The organism is Flavobacterium sp. GNP011, from assembly GCF_056428925.1.
In genome coordinates this window covers 31,209-52,377 of sequence record NZ_JBWJVJ010000022.1, presented here as the reverse complement: position 1 = coordinate 52,377, position 21,169 = coordinate 31,209, and the positions used below count along the sequence as shown (strand labels likewise).

The window sequence follows — 21,169 nt, the reverse complement described above, 5'->3', positions numbered from 1 at the left end:
GTTTGAATACCACTAAAATTAATATTTACAACTCTTCCTATGAACTTTTGGCCAACCAAAAATCTACATTTGGAAACCAAATCGTTATTCAAGAAAATACTGTGGAAAACAATGGAATAAATTTAGAAAATAACCATACCATTAACACTAAATTTAGTTTTAATAATGGCTATCAGTTTAACGAAATAGGAGTTACGAATTTGGAACAGGTAACTAATCCAGATTTTTATCGTAAAACGAAAGAAGTATTGAGATCTCATACTTTAATTTTAGAAGGAAAATACAATGACACCATTTCCAAAATATATGGTAAGGCTGGAGCACGAATTAGTTATATCGAAAAATTTAAGAAATATATCGTAGAACCTCGATTGCAGTTGAATTACGGCATTAGCAAAAGTTTGAATATAGAACTATTAGGTGAGCTCAAAAGTCAGAATTCGCAACAGGTTATTTATCTGCAAAAAGATTATTTTGGAATCGAAAAAAGACGTTGGGTTTTATCAGACAACACTACAATTCCTATTCAAAGAAGCAAACAAGTATCGTTTAATTTATTTTATAAAAAGGGAGATTGGATCTTGGATATAGAAAATTTTTATAAAAAAGTCACTGGAATTACGACGTCCAGTCAAGGTTTTCAGAATCAACTAGAGTTTATTCAAACTAATGGGAACTATGAAATTTTGGGTACAGAAATTCTGATTCAAAAAAAGATGAATCATTTTCTGACCTGGTTAAGTTATACGTACAATGACAATAACTATGATTTTTCTAATTACGAACACCCTATTTTTCCTAACAACTTTGAGTTGATGCATACTTTTTCGTGGGCAGGAATATATGAGAAAAACAATTTCAAAATAGCACTCGGTACAAAATGGACTTCTGGCAGACCTAAAACCTCTCCAGCCAGTACTCAAATCGATCCTTTTAACCCTGTGATTATCTATAACAACCCCAATAATACCAATATCAACATTTTTTCACAAGTTAATCTTTCTTCTACTTACAAGTGGGAAACGGTACATGGAGTTCGATATAAATTAGGAATATCTATCTTAAACATATTGAACAGAAAAAATGAGATTAACGAATATTACAGAATAAGCTCTTTAACAAATGCTATAGAGGATGTGGAAACTTTTTCACTTCGAAGAACGCCAAACATAAGCTTTAGAATTTCATTATAAAGCACTCTCTACAAGGTTTTTACAAATAACCTTGTCCTTCTTTTTATTTTTTTTCTAAAAATAGCAATTATTTAGGTAGGGTAATCTGGACCCTAGCTGTTTTAATATTGAATCATATCCAATTAAAAATATGAAAAGAAAAAAAACAGCAACTATAATTGTAACGCTACTCGTGCTAGCATCGGCAGGTATCTATTTTTATTACGGTTTTCTATTTAAAGAAGCACGTAATATAGCTTCTGAATTACCGACTTTAAGAACCTCAGCAACAAATTTGATAAATGATTATAATTCAAATCAAGAAAAATCAGATGCACTGTATCTAAATAAAACTATTGAAGTAACAGGAAAAGTCACCAAAGAAACAGATTCGGTAGTGGTTATTGACAACGCCGTTTTTTGCCTCTTCATTCAAAAGAAAAAAAATAAACTTTTGTATAGTCAAGTAACCGTTAAAGGCAAATGCATTGGTTATGACGAGCTATTTCAAGAAGTTAAACTCGACCAATGTATCATTAATAAACAAAGCAACTAATCCATTTTATGAAGAATTTTTTAATCTCCACCTGTCTTTTTTTGACTACTCTAGCCTATTCGCAGGATGATTTACTTAACAGTCTCGATACGATTCAAACTGCTGAGAACTACAGTACCGCTACTTTTAAAGCACTGCAACTGGTAACATTACAAACTACAAAAATGCCTGCCAAAAAAGAGTTTTATTTTGTGGTGTCACATCGTTTTGGCTCTGTTGAAGATGGATTGGATAGTTTTTTTGGACTTGATAATGCCACAACAAAACTTGGTGGTATTTATGGAATTACAGAATGGTTATCCGTTAATCTTTCTCGACATACTTTAAACAAAATGTATGAAACGGGAATAAAGTACCGAATGGCAAGACAAGGCGATAGTTTTCCTTTAGACATTGTGGGGTATTCCGTGGCAGATATTAATACGTTTCTAGAAAAAAAACAATTTCCTGGCTTAGAATTTAAGCACCGTATAGCTTATGTTCAACAGCTATTGATATCAAGAAAGGTGAATGAAAAACTATCATTAGAATTGATTCCTTCATTTGTACACAAAAATCTTTACAATCCCGACATAGAAAGAGACAATCAGTTTTCTTTTGGAGGAGGTGGACGCTATAAAATCACCAAAAGATTATCAGTCAATCTAGAATACATGCACAATTTTGATAAGCCTAAATTTTATACAAACCCATTATCAGTAGGACTTGATATAGAAACTGGTGGGCATGTTTTTCAACTCCTATTTACCAATTCACAAGCCATGAGCGAAAGCGGGTATCTTACCAATGCATCTGGCGAATGGGGTAAAGGAAATTTCTTTTTCGGATTTAACTTATACAGAGTATTCTAATTAACCATAAAACAATAAATTCTATGAAAAAAACAATTGCACTTACAATTTTACTGGCTGGATTATGGAGCTGTAGTTCTGACACTACCGACACTATTGAACCAATAGCTAATCCTGCACCAAATCCTACGCCAAATCCTGCACCTCCAACAGCATCAACATTTACCTATAATGGCAATGCAAAGACTATTGTAGACAACAATTGTGTACGCTGCCATTCAAGTGGAGGTTCTGCTTCATTTAGACCTTTAACAACATTTGCACAAGTAAAAGCAGCTGTTGAAAACGCAAATTTATTAGGCCGCATACAATTACAAAACGGACAGTCTGGAATTATGCCACAAGCAGGAAGAATGTCTCAAGCGAATATTGACATAATTCTTAAGTGGAATACAGATGGGCTTAGAGAGAATTAATGATGAAATAAACGTAACCGTGAATTAATTAGAGTTGGAAATCATCAAAACCAAGATAAAATGAAAAACGATGAACCAAACACTTACAAAACTAAGCAGATTGCATATAATAAATAAAACCAATACAGCTAACACATGAAAAAATCCTTTATCAATTCCTTTTTACTATTATTGATTATTCTTGCAAATACCAATGGATTTGCTCAAAAACTGATAACAAAAACAGGAAATATAAAATTTCAGGCTTCTATGCCTTCCTATGAAGAAGTTGCGGCTGAGAATAAAAGTGTATCTGCAGTTTTAGAGCAATCAACGGGTGATTTTGCAGCTTTAGTTCTCATAAAAGGCTTTCGTTTTAAAGTGGCTTTAATGGAAGAACATTTCAATGAAAATTACATGGAATCTGAAAAGTTTTCGAAATCAACTTTAAAGGGAAAAATTGAAGATTTTGATTTTTCAAAAATAACAAATACCACAAAAAATTTTACTTTAAAAGGAGATTTAACCATTCACGGTAAAACTAAACCAGTATCAGTGATCATAAAAGTTGTAAAAGTTGCAAACGGTGTTAATGCTACTGGCTCATTTGAAGTGAAACCAGAAGATTTTAATATTGATATTCCTAGTATGGTGAGTAAAAAAATTGCTGACAAAGTAAAAATAACTTACAACTTTACATTAGTCAAATAATCTTTTTTACATTCAAATGATATAAGTAGCTAAACAAATGTTTAGTTGTTTTTAAATTAGTATTCCACCAGGAGGTCAGTTTACAATTAGACTGACCTCCTTTTAAATAATCCCTAACTGAATTTAAATGATTTGTATAAATTACGTTGTTACTGGACAGGATGTAAATGATGATATGGAAATGGAAAGCACCGCATACATTTCATACACGCTACGTTTATTGTATCGTTTTTTGTTTGATAATGGATTTTCAAAAGAGAAGCTCAACGCAAGGCATCTAGGCCTACAAATTGAGAATCATGAATTAATTTGTTATAAAAATTTGATGTTTACTGAGCCTTTTTTTATCAAAATAGAAAATTACTGTATAGGTGATAAAATCAAAATTAAAAGCTGTTTTTTTAACTCAAAAAACGAATGCTGCGCAGAAGTTACTAAAGAAGTAGAATGGTTTGATTATGCTCGCAAAAAAGTTATTCCAACCCCTAAAAATTATTTTCACAATAATCTAGTTTAAGAGAAGTACAACAGTTCTTGCAGAAATCATGTTACCCCTAACCTATTTCTTTCAATGGACTTCAAACCTCCTCTTTAGAATCTTGAAAATAAACAAATGTAAATTTCAATTTAATAAGTAAAAGCTACATCTTTTAATAAGAAACTAATTCCTCATCTTACTAATTTTATCAAAATTAAGGATTGTTAATATACTTCCTTTTTTTTCAATCAGACCTTCATTTTTGAATTCTGTCAATGTCCGGCTTACGGTTTCTGAGGCGGTTCCTGTAAGGGCGGCAAGTTCATCCCTACTAATTCTAATACTAGTTTCGTTTTTAAACAATCTCAAAATTGCCTCAGCAATTCGTTTTCTAACTGATTGATAGGCAAGTTGCAACAAGTATGCGTCTTTGTTTCGAATTTCACTGGAAAGGATTTCAAGAAATTTTCCTGCCATATCAGGGTATTGCAGTAACATTTGATCAAATTGAATTTTAGGAAAAAAGCATAAATAACTATCTTCCATGGCAGTTGCTGTGTCATCGTAGGGTTTGCTGGAAAGAATAATGTTAATTCCTAAAAAATCTTCTTTTTGGTATATTCCTGTCATCAGTTCATGACCATCTTCGGTCATTTTAATGGTCTTAATTTTACCTGAAACTACAAGGTAAATACCAGAAGCATTGTCACCCTCATAATGTATAACTTGATTCTTTTTGAATAATCTAGTTTTTCGTTCGGCTATGATTTTTTTTAGCTCGTTTAATCCATTATTTTTTGAAACAATATTATCCAAACTCTCTAGAGATTTACTGTAAAAATGATGCTGACATTCTTTTTTCTTTAATCTACTTTCAATAGCATTGAGAAGTTCTAATCTACCAAATGGCTTTGTAAGATAATCATCGGCTCCCATTTCCATTCCCTTACGCAAATCAAGTCGTTCTGATTTTGAAGTAATAAAAATAAAGGGAATCGTAGTAGTTTCGGTATTTTTATTAAGGAGATACAGTACTCCATAACCGTCCAGTTCAGGCATCATGATATCGCACAGAATGACGTTTGGTAAATACATTGTAGCCATATCAACCCCTTCCTTTCCATTTTTAGCAACAATGACTTCATAGTCTGCCAATTCTAGGATTTCAACTATATTTTCCCTTATTTCATTATTGTCTTCAATTACTAATACCTTGCTCATATTGTTGAAAATGTTAGTGTAAATAAAGTCCCTTCGTGTATTGTACTTACACACGAAACAGTACCCTTCATTAAGGCAATATAACGTGCCACGATATTTAAACCAAGTCCAGTACCTGGAATATTACCCGTATTATGTGCTCTGAAAAAAGGTTCAAATAAATGCAATTGATCTTCTTTAGGAATTCCTATTCCTTCATCTTTTACGCAAATGATACAATGTGTATCATTTATTTCTGTGGTAAATTTTATACTGCAACCATCGTCTGAATATTTTATAGCATTTGTAATTAGATTGATAATACTATTTTTAATTAGATTTTGATCTAAGTTTATAGCTTTCTGAAATCCATAATGAGTATGTTGTATTTGCTGATTGTCTTTTGCTAGTAATTGCATTTCCTCAGTAATCTCTTCGGCTAATTGCACTAGATCAAAACATATGGGTTTTGCATTTACTTTACCAACTTCTAATTGTTCTATGTATAGAAAGTCATTTAGTATAGTGGTCAAATTTGTTACAGCATTAATTATTTTACCAGCATGTTTGATGATATTAGGATTTTCTAATGTTTCGGCATATTTTTCGATAAGAGAAGCTGATAAATGTGCTGTGCTTAAGGGAGTACGAAACTCATGCGAAGCCATTGATAAAAAACGGTTTTTTAATTTACTAATAATCTTTTCCTTTTCTAAAGTAGCACTTACTTTTGCTTTTGCTTTTTCAAGTGCTTTAATCGTATCGTTTAAGGTTTTTGTTCGCTCTTCTACAAGTTCTTCTAGATGGGAAGCATAATTTTTAAGCCTTTCTTCATCCTTTTTTTGCTGGGTAAGATCATGAATAAATCCCGCATAAATTTTTCTTCCTGCATAATTCACCTCGCTTACACCAATTTTAAATGGGAATTGATACCCCTTTTTAGTTTTACCTATTAATTCTCTTCCTATTCCAATTACATGGGATTGTCCAGACCTTTTATAATCTTTTAAATAGGAATCGTGAGCTTCATTATTGCCAAAAGGCATAAGTATTGATATATTTTTCCCTAAAATCTCTTGTTCAGAATAAGCAAATAATTTACAAGCAGATGGATTTATACTTTCTACGGTGCCTAATTCATCAATAGTTATGATTCCGTCAATAGCGTTATGTACTAGGGCGTCCAGTAAAGCAGATTTTTCCATAACTTATTTTGTCAAAGTGTATTGACTTATGTAAAGATAAGTCTACCTGAGTAGTTATCGCCTTATACTATTATATCTATATCTTTTGAAATTTACTCTTTTTTAATCTTAGTAGAATATTAAGTGTTGTAAATCACTTATAACTCAGACTATGCTCATTTTAATATAATACTATATAAACCAACTTTGTAAAGTACTTTAAAACACTTTGAAATTGATATAAAAAACGAAAAATGATAACAGATGATATTTTACGGCAACATGTAATTCAGGTATTAAAACAGGAACTTTTTAGTATTGATTGCAATATAATAGTCATTTCAAATAATAGAATAATCACACTGAAAGGTCATGTAGATACCTATAAAAAGAAAACACAAGCCGAAAGATTATCAAGTAAAATGACCGGAGTAAAATCAGTTATCAATGAAATCGATGTAATCATTAATAGTTGGGAAGAAAAAAAAGATATTGATATCACAACCGAAATTCTTAATACTTTCAGGTGGAACTGGAATACACTTAACGATACCATTACAGTTAAAGCAATAAATGGATGGGTGACTCTTTCAGGTGAATTAGAATGGAATTATCAGAAAGAAGCAGCAAAAGAAGCAATTATTAGTCTAATAGGTGTTAAGGGAGTTAGCAATGAAATTAGGATAAAATCAAAAGATGATATTAAAATAGATGCAGCATCCCTTAGGCTTGCATTACAAAACCACATTGCTTTAGACTCAAATGATATTGAAATAGAAATTTCAGAGTCAAAAATAACTTTAAAAGGTACTGTAGAATCAGGGAGTCAAAAAGAAATTGCAGGACATATTGCTTGGAAAACTAAAGGTGTTATAAGTGTTGAAAATGAATTACTGATTGAAGAAGATTAGATTAAATCATAAAAAATATAACTAATACAAACTAATAAAGACTAGTCATCACCGATTTTAATTGGTACAGAATATTTTAAAAACAAATGACAAAACTTAAAAAAAATCCTGTTTTTTTTTCAAAACTAAAGTTTAAAAGTGTTTGGTATCACTTTTAGGAGTGCGTATGGTCATTTCTACTTCAACCAAATAGACTCAATTTTGAACTTATAATTAATTTAAAAGTTTCTAGCAATATAATACGAGCAATATACTGTAAATACATAACCACAAGAAGATTAGAAAAAGAATAATGTTTTAAACAAATAATAGCAACATGAAAATACTTATTGTACTTACATCACATGAAACTTTAGGAAATAGTGGCTTAAAAACGGGGTTTTGGATAGAGTAATTCGCATCACCTTATTTTATTTTTGTAGATGCAGGAGCAGAATTAACAATTGCTTCCCCAAAAGGAGGACAGCCTCCTGTTGACCCCAAAAGTGAGGACGAAGAAGCGCAAACTACAAATACTCAAAGATTTTACAAAGACAATACTGCTATTGACCTAGTAGCGCATTCGATAAAATTAAGCGAAATAGATCCCGCTGATTATGATGCTGTATTTTATCCTGGTGGTCACGGGCCATTATGGGATTTGGCAAACGATACCGATTCTATTAAACTCATTGAAGCCTTTTACAATAACAAAAAACCAATTGCCTTTGTATGCCATGCACCAGCTGCTTTAGTACACGTAAAAAACCAAAATGGTGATTATTTAGTTAAGGGAAAACAATTAACAGGCTTTTCTAATACTGAAGAAGAAGCAGTGAAGCTAAACAAAATAGTTCCATTTTTACTGGAAGATGAGCTTACTAAAATAGGTGCATTTTATAGTAAGGGAAAAGATTCTGAATCCTATGTAAAGCAAGATGGCTTAATGATTACAGGACAAAATGCAGCCTCATCGGTAGCGGTGGCTAAATTACTTCTTGAAGCTATACTATTAGAAAATTAGAAAGTTACTACTATAAATGAATATGAGGGGAATTTAACTCAAATGAATCTATGTAATTCCCAACAACCTCAAAACTAGTACTATTAATTTCTAATTATCCAATTAGAAAATGGATACACATAAAATACTGGAATTTTAAAAAGTAATGTTTTAAAAACAAGATACGTAGCGTAATACTTATTTAGGAAGTAAAATTTTAATTAAGAAAATAGCCCTAAAAAAGTTACCTCCGAATCAATACTGGATGAACTCACAAAAAATGATATAAATATAATGATACAAGTCAAAAAAGAAGGGGTACTGTTAACCAAAACGTTATTTTCATTTGAAGATGAAGGAGTTCTCAATCCCGCAGCCATAAGAGAAGGCAATTTTGTACATCTCTTTTATCGTGCAGTAAGCCAAGGCAATCATTCTAGCATTGGGTATTGTAAACTTGAAGGGCAATTATCAGTAGTTGATAGACATAAGAAATCATTGCTAGCACCTGAATTTGACTACGAATGTCAAGGCATGGAGGATCCCAGAATTGTAAAAATAGAAGACACATACTACTTAACTTATACTGCCTATGATGGTATAAACGCGTTAGGATGTCTTGCTATTTCAAAAGATTTAATCCATTTTGAAAAAAAAGGAATTATAGTGCCACAAATTAGTTACGCTGCATTTGATCAACTGGCAGAGCAAAGTAGTCCTATTAATCAAAAATATTTTCGTTACAACGAACACATCAGTGCTTTAGAATCTGACAAGGAAAAATCACTTGTTTGGGACAAGAATGTTATTTTTTTTCCGAGAAAAATAAACGGAAAATTCTATTTCATGCACCGCATAAAACCTGACATTCAAATAGTTGTAGGTGTTGAAGATTTGAAAAATTTAACCGAAGCATTCTATCAGGATTATTTCAGCCATTTTAATGATTATGTAGTGCTTACCTCAAAATATGACCATGAAATTAGTTATGTAGGTGGAGGCTGTCCTCCTATAGAAACAGATCAAGGTTGGCTCTTAATATACCATGGCGTTAAAGATGGACTCAATGGATATGTTTATTCGGCTTGCGCTGCTTTGCTGGATTTAGAAAATCCAAAAGAAGAAATTGCTCGCTTACCGTATCCCCTATTCAAACCCGAATTAGATTGGGAATTAAAGGGCGAAGTAAATAATGTGTGTTTCCCATCAGGAGCAGTAGTATTTGAAGACACTTTATACATTTATTATGGAGCTGCAGACGAGAGAATTGCCACTGCTTCTGTTTCGCTATCAGGATTGATCAAAGAATTATTACTTTATAACAAACAAGATGATAAATAAATTAAGATTAAATCGCAACAATACGTATCCAGCTCAAAATAGTAGATCATATAGTTTGAATAAAACTCAAATTCAAGAAAAAGAAAGCCTGCCCGAAATTTTATTCATTACTACTTATCCACCCCGTGAATGTGGTATAGCTACGTATTCGCAGGATTTAATTTTAGCATTAAACAACAAATTCCAAAATACCTTCAATATTAAAATTGCAGCCTTGGAATTACAAAATAATAAGTATGCTTATGATGATGAGGTAACTTATGTTTTAGAAACGGACAATACATATTCTTATGATGCTCTTGCACAAAATATCAATAGTAATAAGGATATAGCTCTTGCATTAATCCAACATGAGTTTGGTTTATTCAAAACGAATGAAGCTGATTTTATCCTTTGCTTAAAAGCGATAAATAAACCCATAATTATTGTTTTTCATACCGTACTACCCAATCCAAGTGCAAAACTAAAAGAAAACATAGCCGAAATGAATGCGCTTGTAGATTCATTTATAGTAATGACAAATGCTTCGGCAAAATTGTTAGAAAACGATTACGGTATTTTAAAAAATAAAATTACCGTTATTCCACACGGAACTCATTTAGTAAAACATACGGATAAGGAAGCTTTAAAAGAAAAATACAACCTATCAAAAAGAAGAGTGATTTCAACTTTTGGTTTATTGAGTTCTGGAAAATCAATAGAAACTACATTAGATGCCATGCCCTTAATTGTTGTTGAAAATCCAGATATTCTTTTTCTTATAATTGGGAAAACGCATCCATCAGTTGTTAAGGAAGAAGGTGAAATATACCGCGATAGTTTAGAGCAAAAAATCGAAATATTAGGGCTAAAAGAGCATGTAAAATTTATCAATGCTTATTTACCACTTGAGCAATTACTGGATTATTTGCAACTTACGGATATTTATCTTTTTACCTCCAAAGATCCAAATCAAGCGGTGAGCGGTACATTTTCTTATGCTATTAGTTGTGGTTGTCCCGTAATATCTACTCCTATTCCTCACGCTTCTGAATTATTAAAAAATGGAGGCGGAATTATCATTGACTTCGAAAATTCAGAGCAATTGCAAAAACAAGTTTTAAATTTATTAAACAATCCACAGTTATGTAAGGAAATCTCCAATAAAGGTATTCATAAAATGGCACCAACAGCTTGGGAAAACGCTGCAATTTCTCATGCATTGTTGTTAAATAGTGTAATGGATCGAAAATCTAAATTAAAGTACAAAACCCCAGCAATCAATTTAGAACACTTTAAAAGTTTGACTACACCTTTTGCAATGATACAATTCTCCATTATCAATAAGCCTGATTTAAATAGCGGCTACACTCTGGATGATAATGCAAGAGCATTAGTAGCTATTTGTCAGCATTTTGAATTGACAAATGATGAGAAAGATTTAGCCTATATCAATCAATATTACCAGTTTGTCCAGTTTTGTCAACAAAAAGACGGCTCCTTTTTGAATTATGTAAACGAAAATAAAAAGTTTACAGATCAGAATAGTGAAAATCTAGAAGATTCTAACGGAAGAGCAATTTGGGCGCTAGGATTTCTAGTTTCTATGCATGATTTATTACCAGAATCATTAATCACCCAAGCAAAAAAAACAATGCAAGCTGCCATGTCTTCCGCTACAAGCATGCATTCAACAAGGGCGATGGCTTTTACTATAAAAGGGATTTATTACAGTAATAAAAAAGAAATGAATTTTGAAAATAAGGCACTCATAAAACTATTGGCGAACCGATTAGTTCAGATGTACAGACACGAATCTAAAACTAATTGGCATTGGTTTGAGAGCTATATGACCTATGGCAACAGCATTCTTCCCGAAGCCATACTTTGTGCTTATCTAGCTACAGGCGAAATGATTTATAAAGAAATTGCTAAGACTTCTTTTGATTTTTTATTATCAAAAACAATAACGGAAAATAGTATTAAAGTAATCTCTAACAAAGGTTGGTTACATTATAACAAAACTGTTGCAAAAGAGGTTATTGGTGGTGAACAACCCATTGATGTTGCCTATACCATCTTGGCTTTAGCCAAATTTTATAATACTTTTAAAATCACTGACTATCTTCATAAAATGGAAACAGCTTTTAGTTGGTTTCTTGGAAACAATCACCTCCAAAAAATCATTTACAATCCTTGCACTGGCGGTTGTTATGACGGTTTAGAGGAAGATTACATCAATCTCAATCAAGGTGCAGAATCTACTGTGAGTTTTCTTATGGCAAGATTGACAATACAAAAATGCAGAGAGGAAATAGAATACAATAAGACTAAAACAGTTTTTGCTGACAATAGAAATTTACAGCTTGTAAATTAAACTTATACTTAAAAAACTAATAATCAATTAAATAAATATACAAATAGACCTCGAAAAATGAAAATAGCTATCTTCAGCACTAAATATTACGAACGTGAATATCTTGATAAATATAATGTTGATGGTAAACACCAATTCACCTATTTTGAAACGCCGCTAAATGCCGAAACAGTTTCAGTTGTAAAAGATTTTAATGCTGTATGTATTCAATTAACGGATAAACTAGATGCTATGGTAATTGAACAACTTGCAAAAGCAGACATAAAACTGATCGACTTGCGCAGTGCAGGATATGATAATGTTGATTTAGAGGCTGCTGCAAAGCATAACATAAAAGTGATGCGTGTACCCGCTTATTCGCCACAAGCCATTGCTGAACATGCAACCGCATTAATCTTAACGCTAGACAGAAAAACGCATAAAGCCTACAATAGGGTTCGGGAAAATAATTTTTCGCTTCAAAATTTGATGGGTTTTAATTTATTTGGAAAAACGATTGGTGTTCTTGGAACTGGACAAATTGGAACTGCTTTTTGTCAAATAATGCTTGGATTTGGCTGTAAAGTTGTCGCAAATGATATTTTAGCTTCTAAATCACTGATAGAAAAAGGAGTAAAATATGTTCCTTTTGAAAAACTATTGGCGCAATCTGATATAATCTCAATTCATTGTCCATTAAATCCAGAAACAAGACATCTATTTGATAGTGAGGCTTTTTCAAAAATAAAAAAAGGAACTATGATTATTAATACAAGTCGAGGAGCCATTATCAACACCAAGGATGCAATCAAAGCGCTAAAAAATGCTCAAATTGGATATTTGGGAATCGATGTTTATGAAGGCGAAGAAAACCTATTTTTTAAAGACTTATCAGATAAAATCATAAAAGACGACCAAATAGAAAGATTGATGTCTTTCAATAATGTTTTGATTACACCACACCAAGCTTTCTTTACCAAGGAGGCTTTAGATGAAATTGCTAGGATAACAATCAGTAATTTTAATTCATTTGAAGATAAGGTTAAGACAGAAAATGAAGTAGTATTCGCAATTACAAATCTACAGTCCAACTCCAATTAAAGTAACAAATATCATTTTTTTTGATGTTCTAGGTCATTTTAAGATCTATAAGAAAACAACAGCTTTACATACATTAAAAACTAAATAATTTCAAAATGAAAAGCAACGAAGAATTACAAAAAAATGTTGTAGATGCCATCAATTGGGAACCCCTTTTGCAAGCCGCCGAAATTGGAGTTATGACTAGTAAAGGAGTGGTTACACTTACTGGCTCAGTAAACACCTATGCCAAAAAAAACGAAGCCGAACAAGCCGCTAAAAATGTAGCTGGAGTCAGAACCGTTCTTGAGGATATAAAGGTAATTTGCGGTACTGATGAAAGTAGACCTGATACTAAAATTAAAGATGTTATTGAAAATATTTTTATGTGGCATTGGGACATCCCAACCGAAAAAATTTCAGTCATTGTTGAAAATGGTTGGGTATTTTTAAGTGGCGAACTCGAATGGAACTATCAAAAAGAAGCAACTAAAAATGCACTTAACAACCTCATAGGAATTACAGGAATTACAAATAACATTAAGATAATTTCAACATCCAAAGACACCATCAAAAAAAAAGATATTGAAATTGCCATTGAACGCAACGGCGCCATCAAAAATAAAGACATCCGCGTTTATGTAGTTGATAATGTGGTTACTTTAATAGGGAGTGTAGATTCTTGGTATCAAAAAAATGAAGGCAGCAGAATAGCGTGGAACGCACCAGGTGTCACACAAGTACAAAATGATTTATATGTGGAATCTGATGATTAATAATTACGTTTTAAAAAGACTCAAAAAATGCAAACTACTACTGGAATTAATGAAGCAAACCGAGAAGGAAAAGCAAATAAATTGTCAAAAATCTTGTCTGATGAGTACGTCTTATATACCAAAACTAAAAAAGCACATTGGAATAAAGAAGGACACGACTTTTATAATAAGCATAAATTCTTTGAGGCACAGTTCTGTGAACTTGAAATAATGATTAACAGTATAGCAGAACGCATTCGGAGTTTAGGTCATTATGTTGATGCTATGTTGAATGCATTCCTTGGGGTTACCCAATTTACGGAACAAAAACGATCTGAAATTAATGGTGAAGGTTACATAAAGGAATTACTGGTTGACCATGAAAGTTTGATAATGTCTTTGAAGGGGAATATTCATGTTTTTGCGAATGAATATCAAGACTTAGTTACAAGTAATTTCATTACGGGACTAATGGAAAGGCACGAAAAAATGGCTTGGTTTTTACGTTCACATTTAAAGTAAGTAATAAAATCATGAAAAAAGTAAAAAGAGATAGTTTGGTTATGGTAATATCTGCTGTTGAAAAACTCGGATTTCATTCCCAATTTGAAGTCAACGGAAAAAAAATGGTTTCATTGAAAACCGAAAATCAATTCCGAAGTAATGAAGTTAGAATAGTACATTTCTACCGTTTTGAAGGTGCATCAAATCCTGAATACAGTTCCATCATCTATATCATTGAATGCAATACTGGTGAAAAAGGAACTTTGGTTGATGGGTACGGAACAACTTCAGATACTACTAACTTTATGCTTAATGTTAAAAATCAAGAATAAAAGATACTATTTCAAAAACATAATAACTCAAAAAGACTGAAATGAAATTTATAGATTATTATAAAATTCTCGAGCTTCCTAAAACAGCCACCGTAGCCGAAAATTGAAAAGCATATATAAAACTCGCTAGAAAACACCACTAGACTTGAGCGCAAATGACAAAAATGCCGAAAATAAATGTAAAGAAACTAATGAAGCAATTGTAGTTTTAAGCAAAGTGGAAAATTGCAAAAAATACAACAAGAATCGTATCGACTGGAAACACGCTGATGAATTTGAAAAAACAGGTTATATTCCCAAAAAGAAGTAAAATTCAGGAATGCGACAGCAGCCCTCGAATTTTTCGGAAAATTTTTCGAATTTTTTTGAATCAATGTATGATCATATTGAAAGAGGAAGAAGTCGAGAAATAAAATACAGAGGACAAGATCTCAATGCAGGATTACAATTCCTCTTAAACAAAGTCTATAAAACTCAAAGTCATACCCTAACCATCAACAATAAAAACATTAGAGAAAGATCTATTTAGAGCACCTTCAAAATTAAAATCTAATTGAGATTTTGGTGACATGGTTCTGAAAAGCGCAATTCAAAATATTACTTTCTAGTCAATTTTACGATGGGAAATATAACCAAATTACAAATACAAGTTTTTAGATTATAAAAGCAGTAACTTAGTAGTATGAATTTATTACTTTAAAATAGAACAAATTACGTACAGCTTCTAGTAAATTTTAAATAAATAGGTTATAGGTTTTTATGTAGGTTTTAAAATAATCACAATTTATACATTAAAAATTAAAACAATGAAAAAAATAATCTTTTCAGCCATAGTAATGACAACCGTATTAGTATCTTGTAATAAAAAAAATACTGAAACTACAACAGATCATTCCCTCATGATGAACAATGATAGTACCATGATGGACAATGACAGCACAAGAATGAACGATAAAACTAAAATGATGGGGAATCAAGAAAATAGGTATGCTTGCTCAATGCATCCCGAAGTACAAGGAAAAATGAATGACAAATGCTCAAAATGTGGTATGAAATTAACAGAGCCTGTTCCTGAAAAAAAAGAGGAAAGTAAATAATTCAACATTACAAAACTGAATTAAACTTAGTAAGTTATTACAAGGTTAGTTTATCGTATTTATTGAAATAAAAAATGATACACACTTACAACATTTCCGGAATGACTTGTGATGGTTGTCGCACCAAAGTCGAAAAAACATTGAATGCTATGGATGGCGTTGAAGCAAAAGTTTCATTACATCCACCAATAGCTACTATTACTATGGTAAAGCACATTCCTACAACACAGTTTCAAGAAGCTTTAGCTGCTGTTGGAAAATATAATATAGAAATGTCTACTAGCAAAATACCGCTTCAAGCAACAAATGATATTACAAATAAACCATGTTGTGCTTCACCTTCACATAGTCACAAAAAAGAATTAAATACACCAAATAACGCTATTGGTAAATATTATTGTCCGATGCATTGTGAGGGCGAAAAAGTATATGATAAAGCAGGCGATTGTCCTGTATGTGGAATGGATTTAGTCAAAGTACCAGACTTGACTATTAGTAAAGCCTCATATACTTGTCCAATGCATCCCGAAGTAATTAGTGAAATGCCAGGCGCATGCCCTATTTGCGGAATGGATTTAGTACCAATGAATCCAACTGATACCGAAGACCAAAAGACCTATAAAGATTTGGTTAAGAAAATGAAAATAGCGGTTGTATTTACTGTTCCTATTTTCGTGATTTCAATGTTAGAAATGGTTCGTAACAATCCATTATTAGAATTAATGGAGGCCTCAAAATGGAATTGGGTACAACTACTTTTGTCTCTTCCTGTTGTTTTTTACGCCTGTTGGATGTTTTTTGAGCGTGCCTGGAAATCGATAATTACTTGGAACTTGAATATGTTTACCTTAGTCGGAATTGGGTCTGGTGTTGCTTTTCTGTTTAGTTTGGTTGGGTTGTTTTTTCCAAATATTTTTCCAGCTGAATTTAAAACACACAACGGATCTGTTTCACTTTATTTTGAAGCAACAACGGTCATATTAACGTTGGTTTTATTAGGGCAATTACTCGAAGCCAGAGCGCACAGTCAAACAAGCGGAGCCATCAAAGAGTTATTAAAACTCTCGCCAACCGAAGCTACTTTGGTCATCGATGGAAACGATAAAGTAATTTCAATCCATGATATCAAAAAAGGCGATTTATTGCGGGTAAAACCTGGAGAAAAAATTCCTGTAGATGGAAAAATCACTGATGGCGAAAGCAATATTAATGAAGCCATGATTACGGGCGAGCCAATTCCTGTTGACAAAAAGAAAGACGATAATGTAATTGCAGGAACAATAAACGGCAACAAATCATTTGTCATGATGGCTGAAAAAGTAGGTTCAGAAACCTTGCTTTCTCAAATTGTTCAAATGGTAAATGATGCTTCTCGATCAAGAGCGCCTATTCAAAAATTAGCCGATAAGATTGCTAAATATTTTGTACCTACCGTAGTTATTATTTCTGCTATAACCTTTTTCATTTGGGCAAAATTTGGTCCTGAACCATCATTAGTTTATGGATTTATAAATGCCATAGCGGTATTAATTATCGCCTGTCCTTGCGCTTTAGGCTTGGCAACACCCATGTCAATTATGGTTGGCGTGGGGAAAGGGGCACAATCAGGAGTTTTAATAAAGAATGCTGAGGCCTTAGAGAATATGAATAAGGTTAATGTGCTAATAACCGATAAAACTGGAACAATAACGGAAGGAAAACCATCGGTAGAAAAGGTTTATTCGTCAAATAATGACGATAATGATCTTTTACAAAACATCGCTTCGTTGAACCAATACAGTGAACACCCTTTGGCGCAAGCCGTTGTAAATTATGCTAAAACAAAATCCATTTCTTTAATAGAAGTTAAAGATTTTGAAGCCATTGCAGGAAAAGGAGTTATAGGAACAGTAACCAATAAAAAAGTTGCACTAGGAAATAAAAAACTAATGGAACAAGTAAAAGCTAAAGTTTCAGATGATTTAGAAAACAAAATTATTGCCGAACAAAAACTTGGAAAAACAGTTTCTTATATTGCTGTAGATAGCGTTGCTGTTGGTTTTGTATCCATTACCGATGCTATAAAAACATCTAGCGCAGCAGCCATAAAAGAATTAATGCGTCAAGGTATAGAAGTAATAATGCTTACTGGCGACAATGTGAATACTGCCAAAGCGGTTGCGGATGAAATGAATTTAACTTCTTACAAAGCAGGTTGCTTACCCGAAGATAAACTCAAAGAAATAAAACGATTGCAAGCAGAAGGCAAAATTGTAGCTATGGCAGGAGATGGTATCAATGATGCACCTGCATTGGCGCAAGCTGACATTGGAATCGCAATGGGGACAGGAACCGATGTAGCCATAGAAAGTGCTAAGATAACTTTAGTAAAAGGCGATTTACAAGGCATCGTAAAAGCCAAAAATTTAAGCCATGCCGTTATGAGAAATAGTAAGCAAAACCTATTTTTCGCCTTTTTCTATAACGTGCTAGGTGTGCCAATCGCAGCTGGGGTTTTATATCCATTTTTTGGAATTTTGCTTTCGCCAATGATAGCTGCGCTAGCAATGAGCTTTAGCTCAGTTTCAGTAATAGGAAATGCGCTACGATTGCGAAATTTGAAACTTTAAACCTAGATATTGAAGCAATGACCTCGATATTAACAAACATTTCTATGAATTCTAATACCTTTAATATTAATGGCTTATCAGATGCGCAAGTAATTGAAGCAAGAGAAAAATACGGTCAGAATAAAACGGTCTATAAAAAAACCAATATGTTTTTAAATGGCTTAATTCAGATTGTTAAAGATCCTATGACAATTTTATTGTTGGTAGCATCAACTATTTATTTCATTAACGGAAAAACTTCGGATGGTATTTTTTTAGCTTCAGCAATTATTTTGATAGCTACAATTTCATCTTATCAAAAAGCAAGAAGTCACAATGCTTTAGAAAAATTAAAAGATTTTACAAAACCCAAATGCAAAGTCATTAGAAATAGTGAAGTAATCGAAATAAAAACCGAAGAATTAGTAATAGGTGACAGTTTATTAATTGAAGAAGGAAATGCAATTACAGCTGATGGAATTATTGAATCTTCTAATGATTTTTCTGTAAATGAATCTATCCTCACAGGAGAATCTATGTCGGTTACCAAAGACAAATCTATAAAAGATAACACTATTTATCAAGGGACAACCGTAGCAAGCGGACTAGCAATTGCTAACATTACTGCTATTGGCGGCGAAACTAAATTAGGTAAAATAGGTAAAAGCCTAGAAGAAATTCAAGAAGAGAAAACGCCCTTAGAAGTTCAAATTGGCAATTTTGTAAAAAAAATGGCTATTGCAGGAGCCGTAATTTTTGTGATTGTTTGGATAATAAATTTTTTAAATTCTCATAATATATTAGACAGCTTGCTCAAAGCATTAACACTTGCTATGAGTGTTTTACCCGAAGAAATTCCTATTGCATTTACCACTTTTATGGCTCTTGGTGCTTGGCGAATGATGGAAAATGGAATTATAGTTAAACAAATGAAGACTGTAGAAACTTTAGGAAGCGCTACTGTAATTTGTATTGACAAAACAGGAACGATTACCGAAAATAAAATGAGTCTCGCTAAAATATTTACACTCAAATCTCAAAAAATCACAGCTATAGAAAATGAATTATCCAATGAAGAAAAAGAATTAATTACCACCTCCATGTGGGCAAGTGAACCCGTTCCTTTTGATCCCATGGAAGTAGCATTGCACGAAATCTATTCTAAAGTTATTGAAAAGGATCAAAGGCCAGTTTTTAAAATGGTTCATGAATATCCATTATCTGGAAAACCTCCTATGATGACCCATATTTTTGAAAACAAAGCCGGAGAAATGATTATTGCTGCCAAAGGTGCTTCAGAAGCTATAATGGCCATTTCAAAACTTTCGAATGAAGAAAAAGCCGCAATCTTAGGTGCAATAAAGGAATTATCAGCTGAAGGGTATCGAATTTTAGGCGTTGGAAAAGCTATTTTTGAAGGTAAAAATTATCCCAAAACCCAACAAGAATTTCAATTTGAATTCTATGGACTTGTAGCTTTTTATGATCCGCCAAAGAAGAACATTAAGCTAGTGTTGCAACATTTTTATAAAGCAGGAATTAAAGTAAAAATCATAACTGGAGACAATGCCGAAACCACTTCATCAATAGCCAAACAAATAGGATTTATAGGCTATGAGAAAAGTATTTCTGGTGACGAATTAATGCAATTATCAGATAAAGAATTCAAAAAACAAGTTTCAGAAATCAATTTATTTACCAGAATGTTTCCGGAGGCAAAACTAAAAATCATAAATGCACTAAAATCGAATTCAGAAATTGTGGCCATGACTGGAGATGGTGTCAACGATGGTCCTGCACTAAAAGCTGCTCATATAGGCATTGCAATGGGAAAAAAAGGCACCGAAATTGCTAAACAAGCCGCTTCCCTTATTTTAATCAATGATGATTTATCAAAAATGGTAGATGCTATTGCAATGGGTAGAAAAATCTTTTCAAATTTAAAAAAAGCAATACAATTTATCATATCCATACATATTCCTATTATACTTACCGTATTTATCCCTTTGGCATTAGGATGGATTTATCCCAATATTTTTTCACCCATTCACATTATATTTTTAGAATTAGTTATGGGACCAACTTGCTCCATAGTATATGAAAATGAGCCTATGGAAAAGAATACAATGACACAAAAACCAAGACCATTTACCACTACTTTTTTTAGCTGGAAAGAACTTTCTACAAGTATACTTCAGGGTCTGATTATTACTGTAGGGACTTTATCCGTTTATCAATTTTCGGTATTCAATGGGTTTAATGAAAACATCACACGAACAATGGTTTTCTTGGTTTTAGTAACTTCAAATGTATTTTTAACTCTAATAAACCGTTCTTTTTATTATTCTATTTTGACTACTTTAAGATATAAAAATAATTTGGTTTTCATAATTACAGGAATTACAATAGCTATTACAGGATTGTTGCTGTATATCAAACCACTTACCAATTTTTTTAAATTTGAACATCTTACTGTGAATCAATTATTTATATCCACTGGAATTGGTGCAGTTTCAGTATTATGGTATGAGTTGGTTAAAGTGTGGAAGCGTAATACTAAATAGATTCAATAATAAGCTGAACTAATCTAATTAGAAAAAAGGAAACAATTTTTCACTCTTGTTTTAGATCTAAACTATTACGATTTATGCTAATCTATTCAAGGTATATCAAAAAGTAGAATACTGATATTTCTTT

General features: G+C 32.3%; 21 protein-coding genes. 19 read left to right on the top strand and 2 right to left on the bottom strand.

Annotated elements, in window-relative coordinates:
* The 6 genes from AC061E_RS15110 to AC061E_RS15085 all read left to right on the top strand — a co-directional run.
* Positions 1-1,193, top strand: a 1,193-nt coding sequence (locus AC061E_RS15110; RefSeq protein WP_478286989.1) for a TonB-dependent receptor, incomplete at its 5' end; no start/stop codon positions are given.
* A gap of 130 nt (positions 1,194-1,323) precedes the next feature.
* Positions 1,324-1,728 (top strand): OB-fold protein, encoded by a 405-nt coding sequence (locus tag AC061E_RS15105; RefSeq protein ID WP_478286988.1) that lies wholly within the window; start codon positions 1,324-1,326, stop codon positions 1,726-1,728.
* Between the two features lie 8 nt (positions 1,729-1,736).
* Positions 1,737-2,579, top strand: coding sequence for a DUF5777 family beta-barrel protein (locus tag AC061E_RS15100; protein ID WP_478286987.1), 843 nt, complete (start codon positions 1,737-1,739; stop codon positions 2,577-2,579).
* A gap of 23 nt (positions 2,580-2,602) precedes the next feature.
* Positions 2,603-2,995, top strand: a complete 393-nt coding sequence (locus tag AC061E_RS15095) for a cytochrome c (protein ID WP_478286986.1) — start codon at positions 2,603-2,605, stop codon at positions 2,993-2,995.
* 135 nt (positions 2,996-3,130) lie between these two features.
* Entirely contained in the window at positions 3,131-3,685 is a 555-nt protein-coding gene (locus tag AC061E_RS15090) for a YceI family protein (protein WP_478286985.1), read from the top strand.
* Between the two features lie 127 nt (positions 3,686-3,812).
* Positions 3,813-4,202, top strand: coding sequence for a hypothetical protein (locus AC061E_RS15085; protein WP_478286984.1), 390 nt, complete (start codon positions 3,813-3,815; stop codon positions 4,200-4,202).
* Between the two features lie 144 nt (positions 4,203-4,346).
* On the opposite strand, the gene AC061E_RS15080 is transcribed toward AC061E_RS15085, so the two are convergent.
* Positions 4,347-5,384 (bottom strand): response regulator, encoded by a 1,038-nt coding sequence (locus AC061E_RS15080; protein WP_478286983.1) that lies wholly within the window; start codon positions 5,382-5,384, stop codon positions 4,347-4,349.
* Positions 5,381-6,568 (bottom strand): PAS domain-containing sensor histidine kinase, encoded by a 1,188-nt coding sequence (locus AC061E_RS15075; protein WP_478286982.1) that lies wholly within the window; start codon positions 6,566-6,568, stop codon positions 5,381-5,383. Before AC061E_RS15075 ends, AC061E_RS15080 begins: the two co-directional genes overlap by 4 nt.
* A gap of 233 nt (positions 6,569-6,801) precedes the next feature.
* On the opposite strand from AC061E_RS15075, the gene AC061E_RS15070 reads away from it, so the two are divergent.
* From AC061E_RS15070 to AC061E_RS15010, 13 genes are all read left to right on the top strand, one after another.
* Positions 6,802-7,458 (top strand): BON domain-containing protein, encoded by a 657-nt coding sequence (locus AC061E_RS15070; protein WP_478286981.1) that lies wholly within the window; start codon positions 6,802-6,804, stop codon positions 7,456-7,458.
* 412 nt (positions 7,459-7,870) lie between these two features.
* A complete protein-coding gene (locus AC061E_RS15065) occupies positions 7,871-8,461 on the top strand; it encodes a type 1 glutamine amidotransferase domain-containing protein (protein ID WP_478286990.1) in 591 nt (196 codons plus the stop codon).
* Positions 8,462-8,734: 273 nt separating this feature from the next.
* On the top strand, positions 8,735-9,781 hold the full coding sequence (locus tag AC061E_RS15060) for a glycoside hydrolase family 130 protein (protein ID WP_478286980.1): 1,047 nt from the start codon (positions 8,735-8,737) through the stop codon (positions 9,779-9,781).
* Positions 9,771-12,137: a glycosyltransferase gene (locus AC061E_RS15055; RefSeq protein ID WP_478286979.1), complete on the top strand. Its 2,367-nt coding sequence runs from the start codon at positions 9,771-9,773 to the stop codon at positions 12,135-12,137. Before AC061E_RS15060 ends, AC061E_RS15055 begins: the two co-directional genes overlap by 11 nt.
* A gap of 57 nt (positions 12,138-12,194) precedes the next feature.
* Positions 12,195-13,217 carry a 2-hydroxyacid dehydrogenase gene (locus tag AC061E_RS15050; RefSeq protein ID WP_478286978.1) on the top strand — a complete coding sequence of 341 codons (1,023 nt, stop codon included), beginning with the start codon at positions 12,195-12,197 and terminating at the stop codon, positions 13,215-13,217.
* Between the two features lie 95 nt (positions 13,218-13,312).
* Positions 13,313-13,972 (top strand): BON domain-containing protein, encoded by a 660-nt coding sequence (locus AC061E_RS15045; protein ID WP_478286977.1) that lies wholly within the window; start codon positions 13,313-13,315, stop codon positions 13,970-13,972.
* Positions 13,973-13,999: 27 nt separating this feature from the next.
* On the top strand, positions 14,000-14,473 hold the full coding sequence (locus tag AC061E_RS15040; RefSeq protein ID WP_478286976.1) for a Dps family protein: 474 nt from the start codon (positions 14,000-14,002) through the stop codon (positions 14,471-14,473).
* 11 nt (positions 14,474-14,484) lie between these two features.
* Positions 14,485-14,787: a phosphoribosylpyrophosphate synthetase gene (locus AC061E_RS15035; RefSeq protein ID WP_478286975.1), complete on the top strand. Its 303-nt coding sequence runs from the start codon at positions 14,485-14,487 to the stop codon at positions 14,785-14,787.
* 145 nt (positions 14,788-14,932) lie between these two features.
* Positions 14,933-15,097 carry a hypothetical protein gene (locus AC061E_RS15030; RefSeq protein ID WP_478286974.1) on the top strand — a complete coding sequence of 55 codons (165 nt, stop codon included), beginning with the start codon at positions 14,933-14,935 and terminating at the stop codon, positions 15,095-15,097.
* Positions 15,098-15,160: 63 nt separating this feature from the next.
* On the top strand, positions 15,161-15,316 hold the full coding sequence (locus AC061E_RS15025; RefSeq protein WP_478286973.1) for a hypothetical protein: 156 nt from the start codon (positions 15,161-15,163) through the stop codon (positions 15,314-15,316).
* Positions 15,317-15,593: 277 nt separating this feature from the next.
* A complete protein-coding gene (locus AC061E_RS15020; RefSeq protein WP_478286972.1) occupies positions 15,594-15,884 on the top strand; it encodes a heavy metal-binding domain-containing protein in 291 nt (96 codons plus the stop codon).
* 74 nt (positions 15,885-15,958) lie between these two features.
* Positions 15,959-18,493, top strand: coding sequence for a heavy metal translocating P-type ATPase (locus tag AC061E_RS15015; RefSeq protein ID WP_478286971.1), 2,535 nt, complete (start codon positions 15,959-15,961; stop codon positions 18,491-18,493).
* Positions 18,494-18,537: 44 nt separating this feature from the next.
* The gene (locus tag AC061E_RS15010) at positions 18,538-21,036 is read left to right on the top strand and encodes a cation-translocating P-type ATPase (protein ID WP_478286970.1); all 2,499 of its coding nucleotides are present in this window, start codon (positions 18,538-18,540) and stop codon (positions 21,034-21,036) included.
* The last annotated feature ends 133 nt before the right edge of the window (positions 21,037-21,169 follow it).

Bases quoted from the DNA above. Each gene is read 5' to 3' on its own strand.
- AC061E_RS15105 (WP_478286988.1), top strand. From the start codon at position 1,324: ATGAAAAGAAAAAAAACAGCAACTATAATTGTAACGCTACTCGTGCTA.
- AC061E_RS15010 (WP_478286970.1), top strand. From the start codon at position 18,538: ATGAATTCTAATACCTTTAATATTAATGGCTTATCAGATGCGCAAGTA.
- AC061E_RS15025 (WP_478286973.1), top strand. From the start codon at position 15,161: ATGTATGATCATATTGAAAGAGGAAGAAGTCGAGAAATAAAATACAGA.
- AC061E_RS15055 (WP_478286979.1), top strand. From the start codon at position 9,771: ATGATAAATAAATTAAGATTAAATCGCAACAATACGTATCCAGCTCAA.
- AC061E_RS15040 (WP_478286976.1), top strand. From the start codon at position 14,000: ATGCAAACTACTACTGGAATTAATGAAGCAAACCGAGAAGGAAAAGCA.
- AC061E_RS15080 (WP_478286983.1), bottom strand. From the start codon at position 5,384: ATGAGCAAGGTATTAGTAATTGAAGACAATAATGAAATAAGGGAAAAT.
- AC061E_RS15070 (WP_478286981.1), top strand. From the start codon at position 6,802: ATGATAACAGATGATATTTTACGGCAACATGTAATTCAGGTATTAAAA.
- AC061E_RS15100 (WP_478286987.1), top strand. From the start codon at position 1,737: ATGAAGAATTTTTTAATCTCCACCTGTCTTTTTTTGACTACTCTAGCC.
- AC061E_RS15050 (WP_478286978.1), top strand. From the start codon at position 12,195: ATGAAAATAGCTATCTTCAGCACTAAATATTACGAACGTGAATATCTT.
- AC061E_RS15015 (WP_478286971.1), top strand. From the start codon at position 15,959: ATGATACACACTTACAACATTTCCGGAATGACTTGTGATGGTTGTCGC.
- AC061E_RS15095 (WP_478286986.1), top strand. From the start codon at position 2,603: ATGAAAAAAACAATTGCACTTACAATTTTACTGGCTGGATTATGGAGC.
- AC061E_RS15060 (WP_478286980.1), top strand. From the start codon at position 8,735: ATGATACAAGTCAAAAAAGAAGGGGTACTGTTAACCAAAACGTTATTT.
- AC061E_RS15085 (WP_478286984.1), top strand. From the start codon at position 3,813: ATGATTTGTATAAATTACGTTGTTACTGGACAGGATGTAAATGATGAT.
- AC061E_RS15035 (WP_478286975.1), top strand. From the start codon at position 14,485: ATGAAAAAAGTAAAAAGAGATAGTTTGGTTATGGTAATATCTGCTGTT.
- AC061E_RS15045 (WP_478286977.1), top strand. From the start codon at position 13,313: ATGAAAAGCAACGAAGAATTACAAAAAAATGTTGTAGATGCCATCAAT.
- AC061E_RS15075 (WP_478286982.1), bottom strand. From the start codon at position 6,568: ATGGAAAAATCTGCTTTACTGGACGCCCTAGTACATAACGCTATTGAC.
- AC061E_RS15020 (WP_478286972.1), top strand. From the start codon at position 15,594: ATGAAAAAAATAATCTTTTCAGCCATAGTAATGACAACCGTATTAGTA.
- AC061E_RS15090 (WP_478286985.1), top strand. From the start codon at position 3,131: ATGAAAAAATCCTTTATCAATTCCTTTTTACTATTATTGATTATTCTT.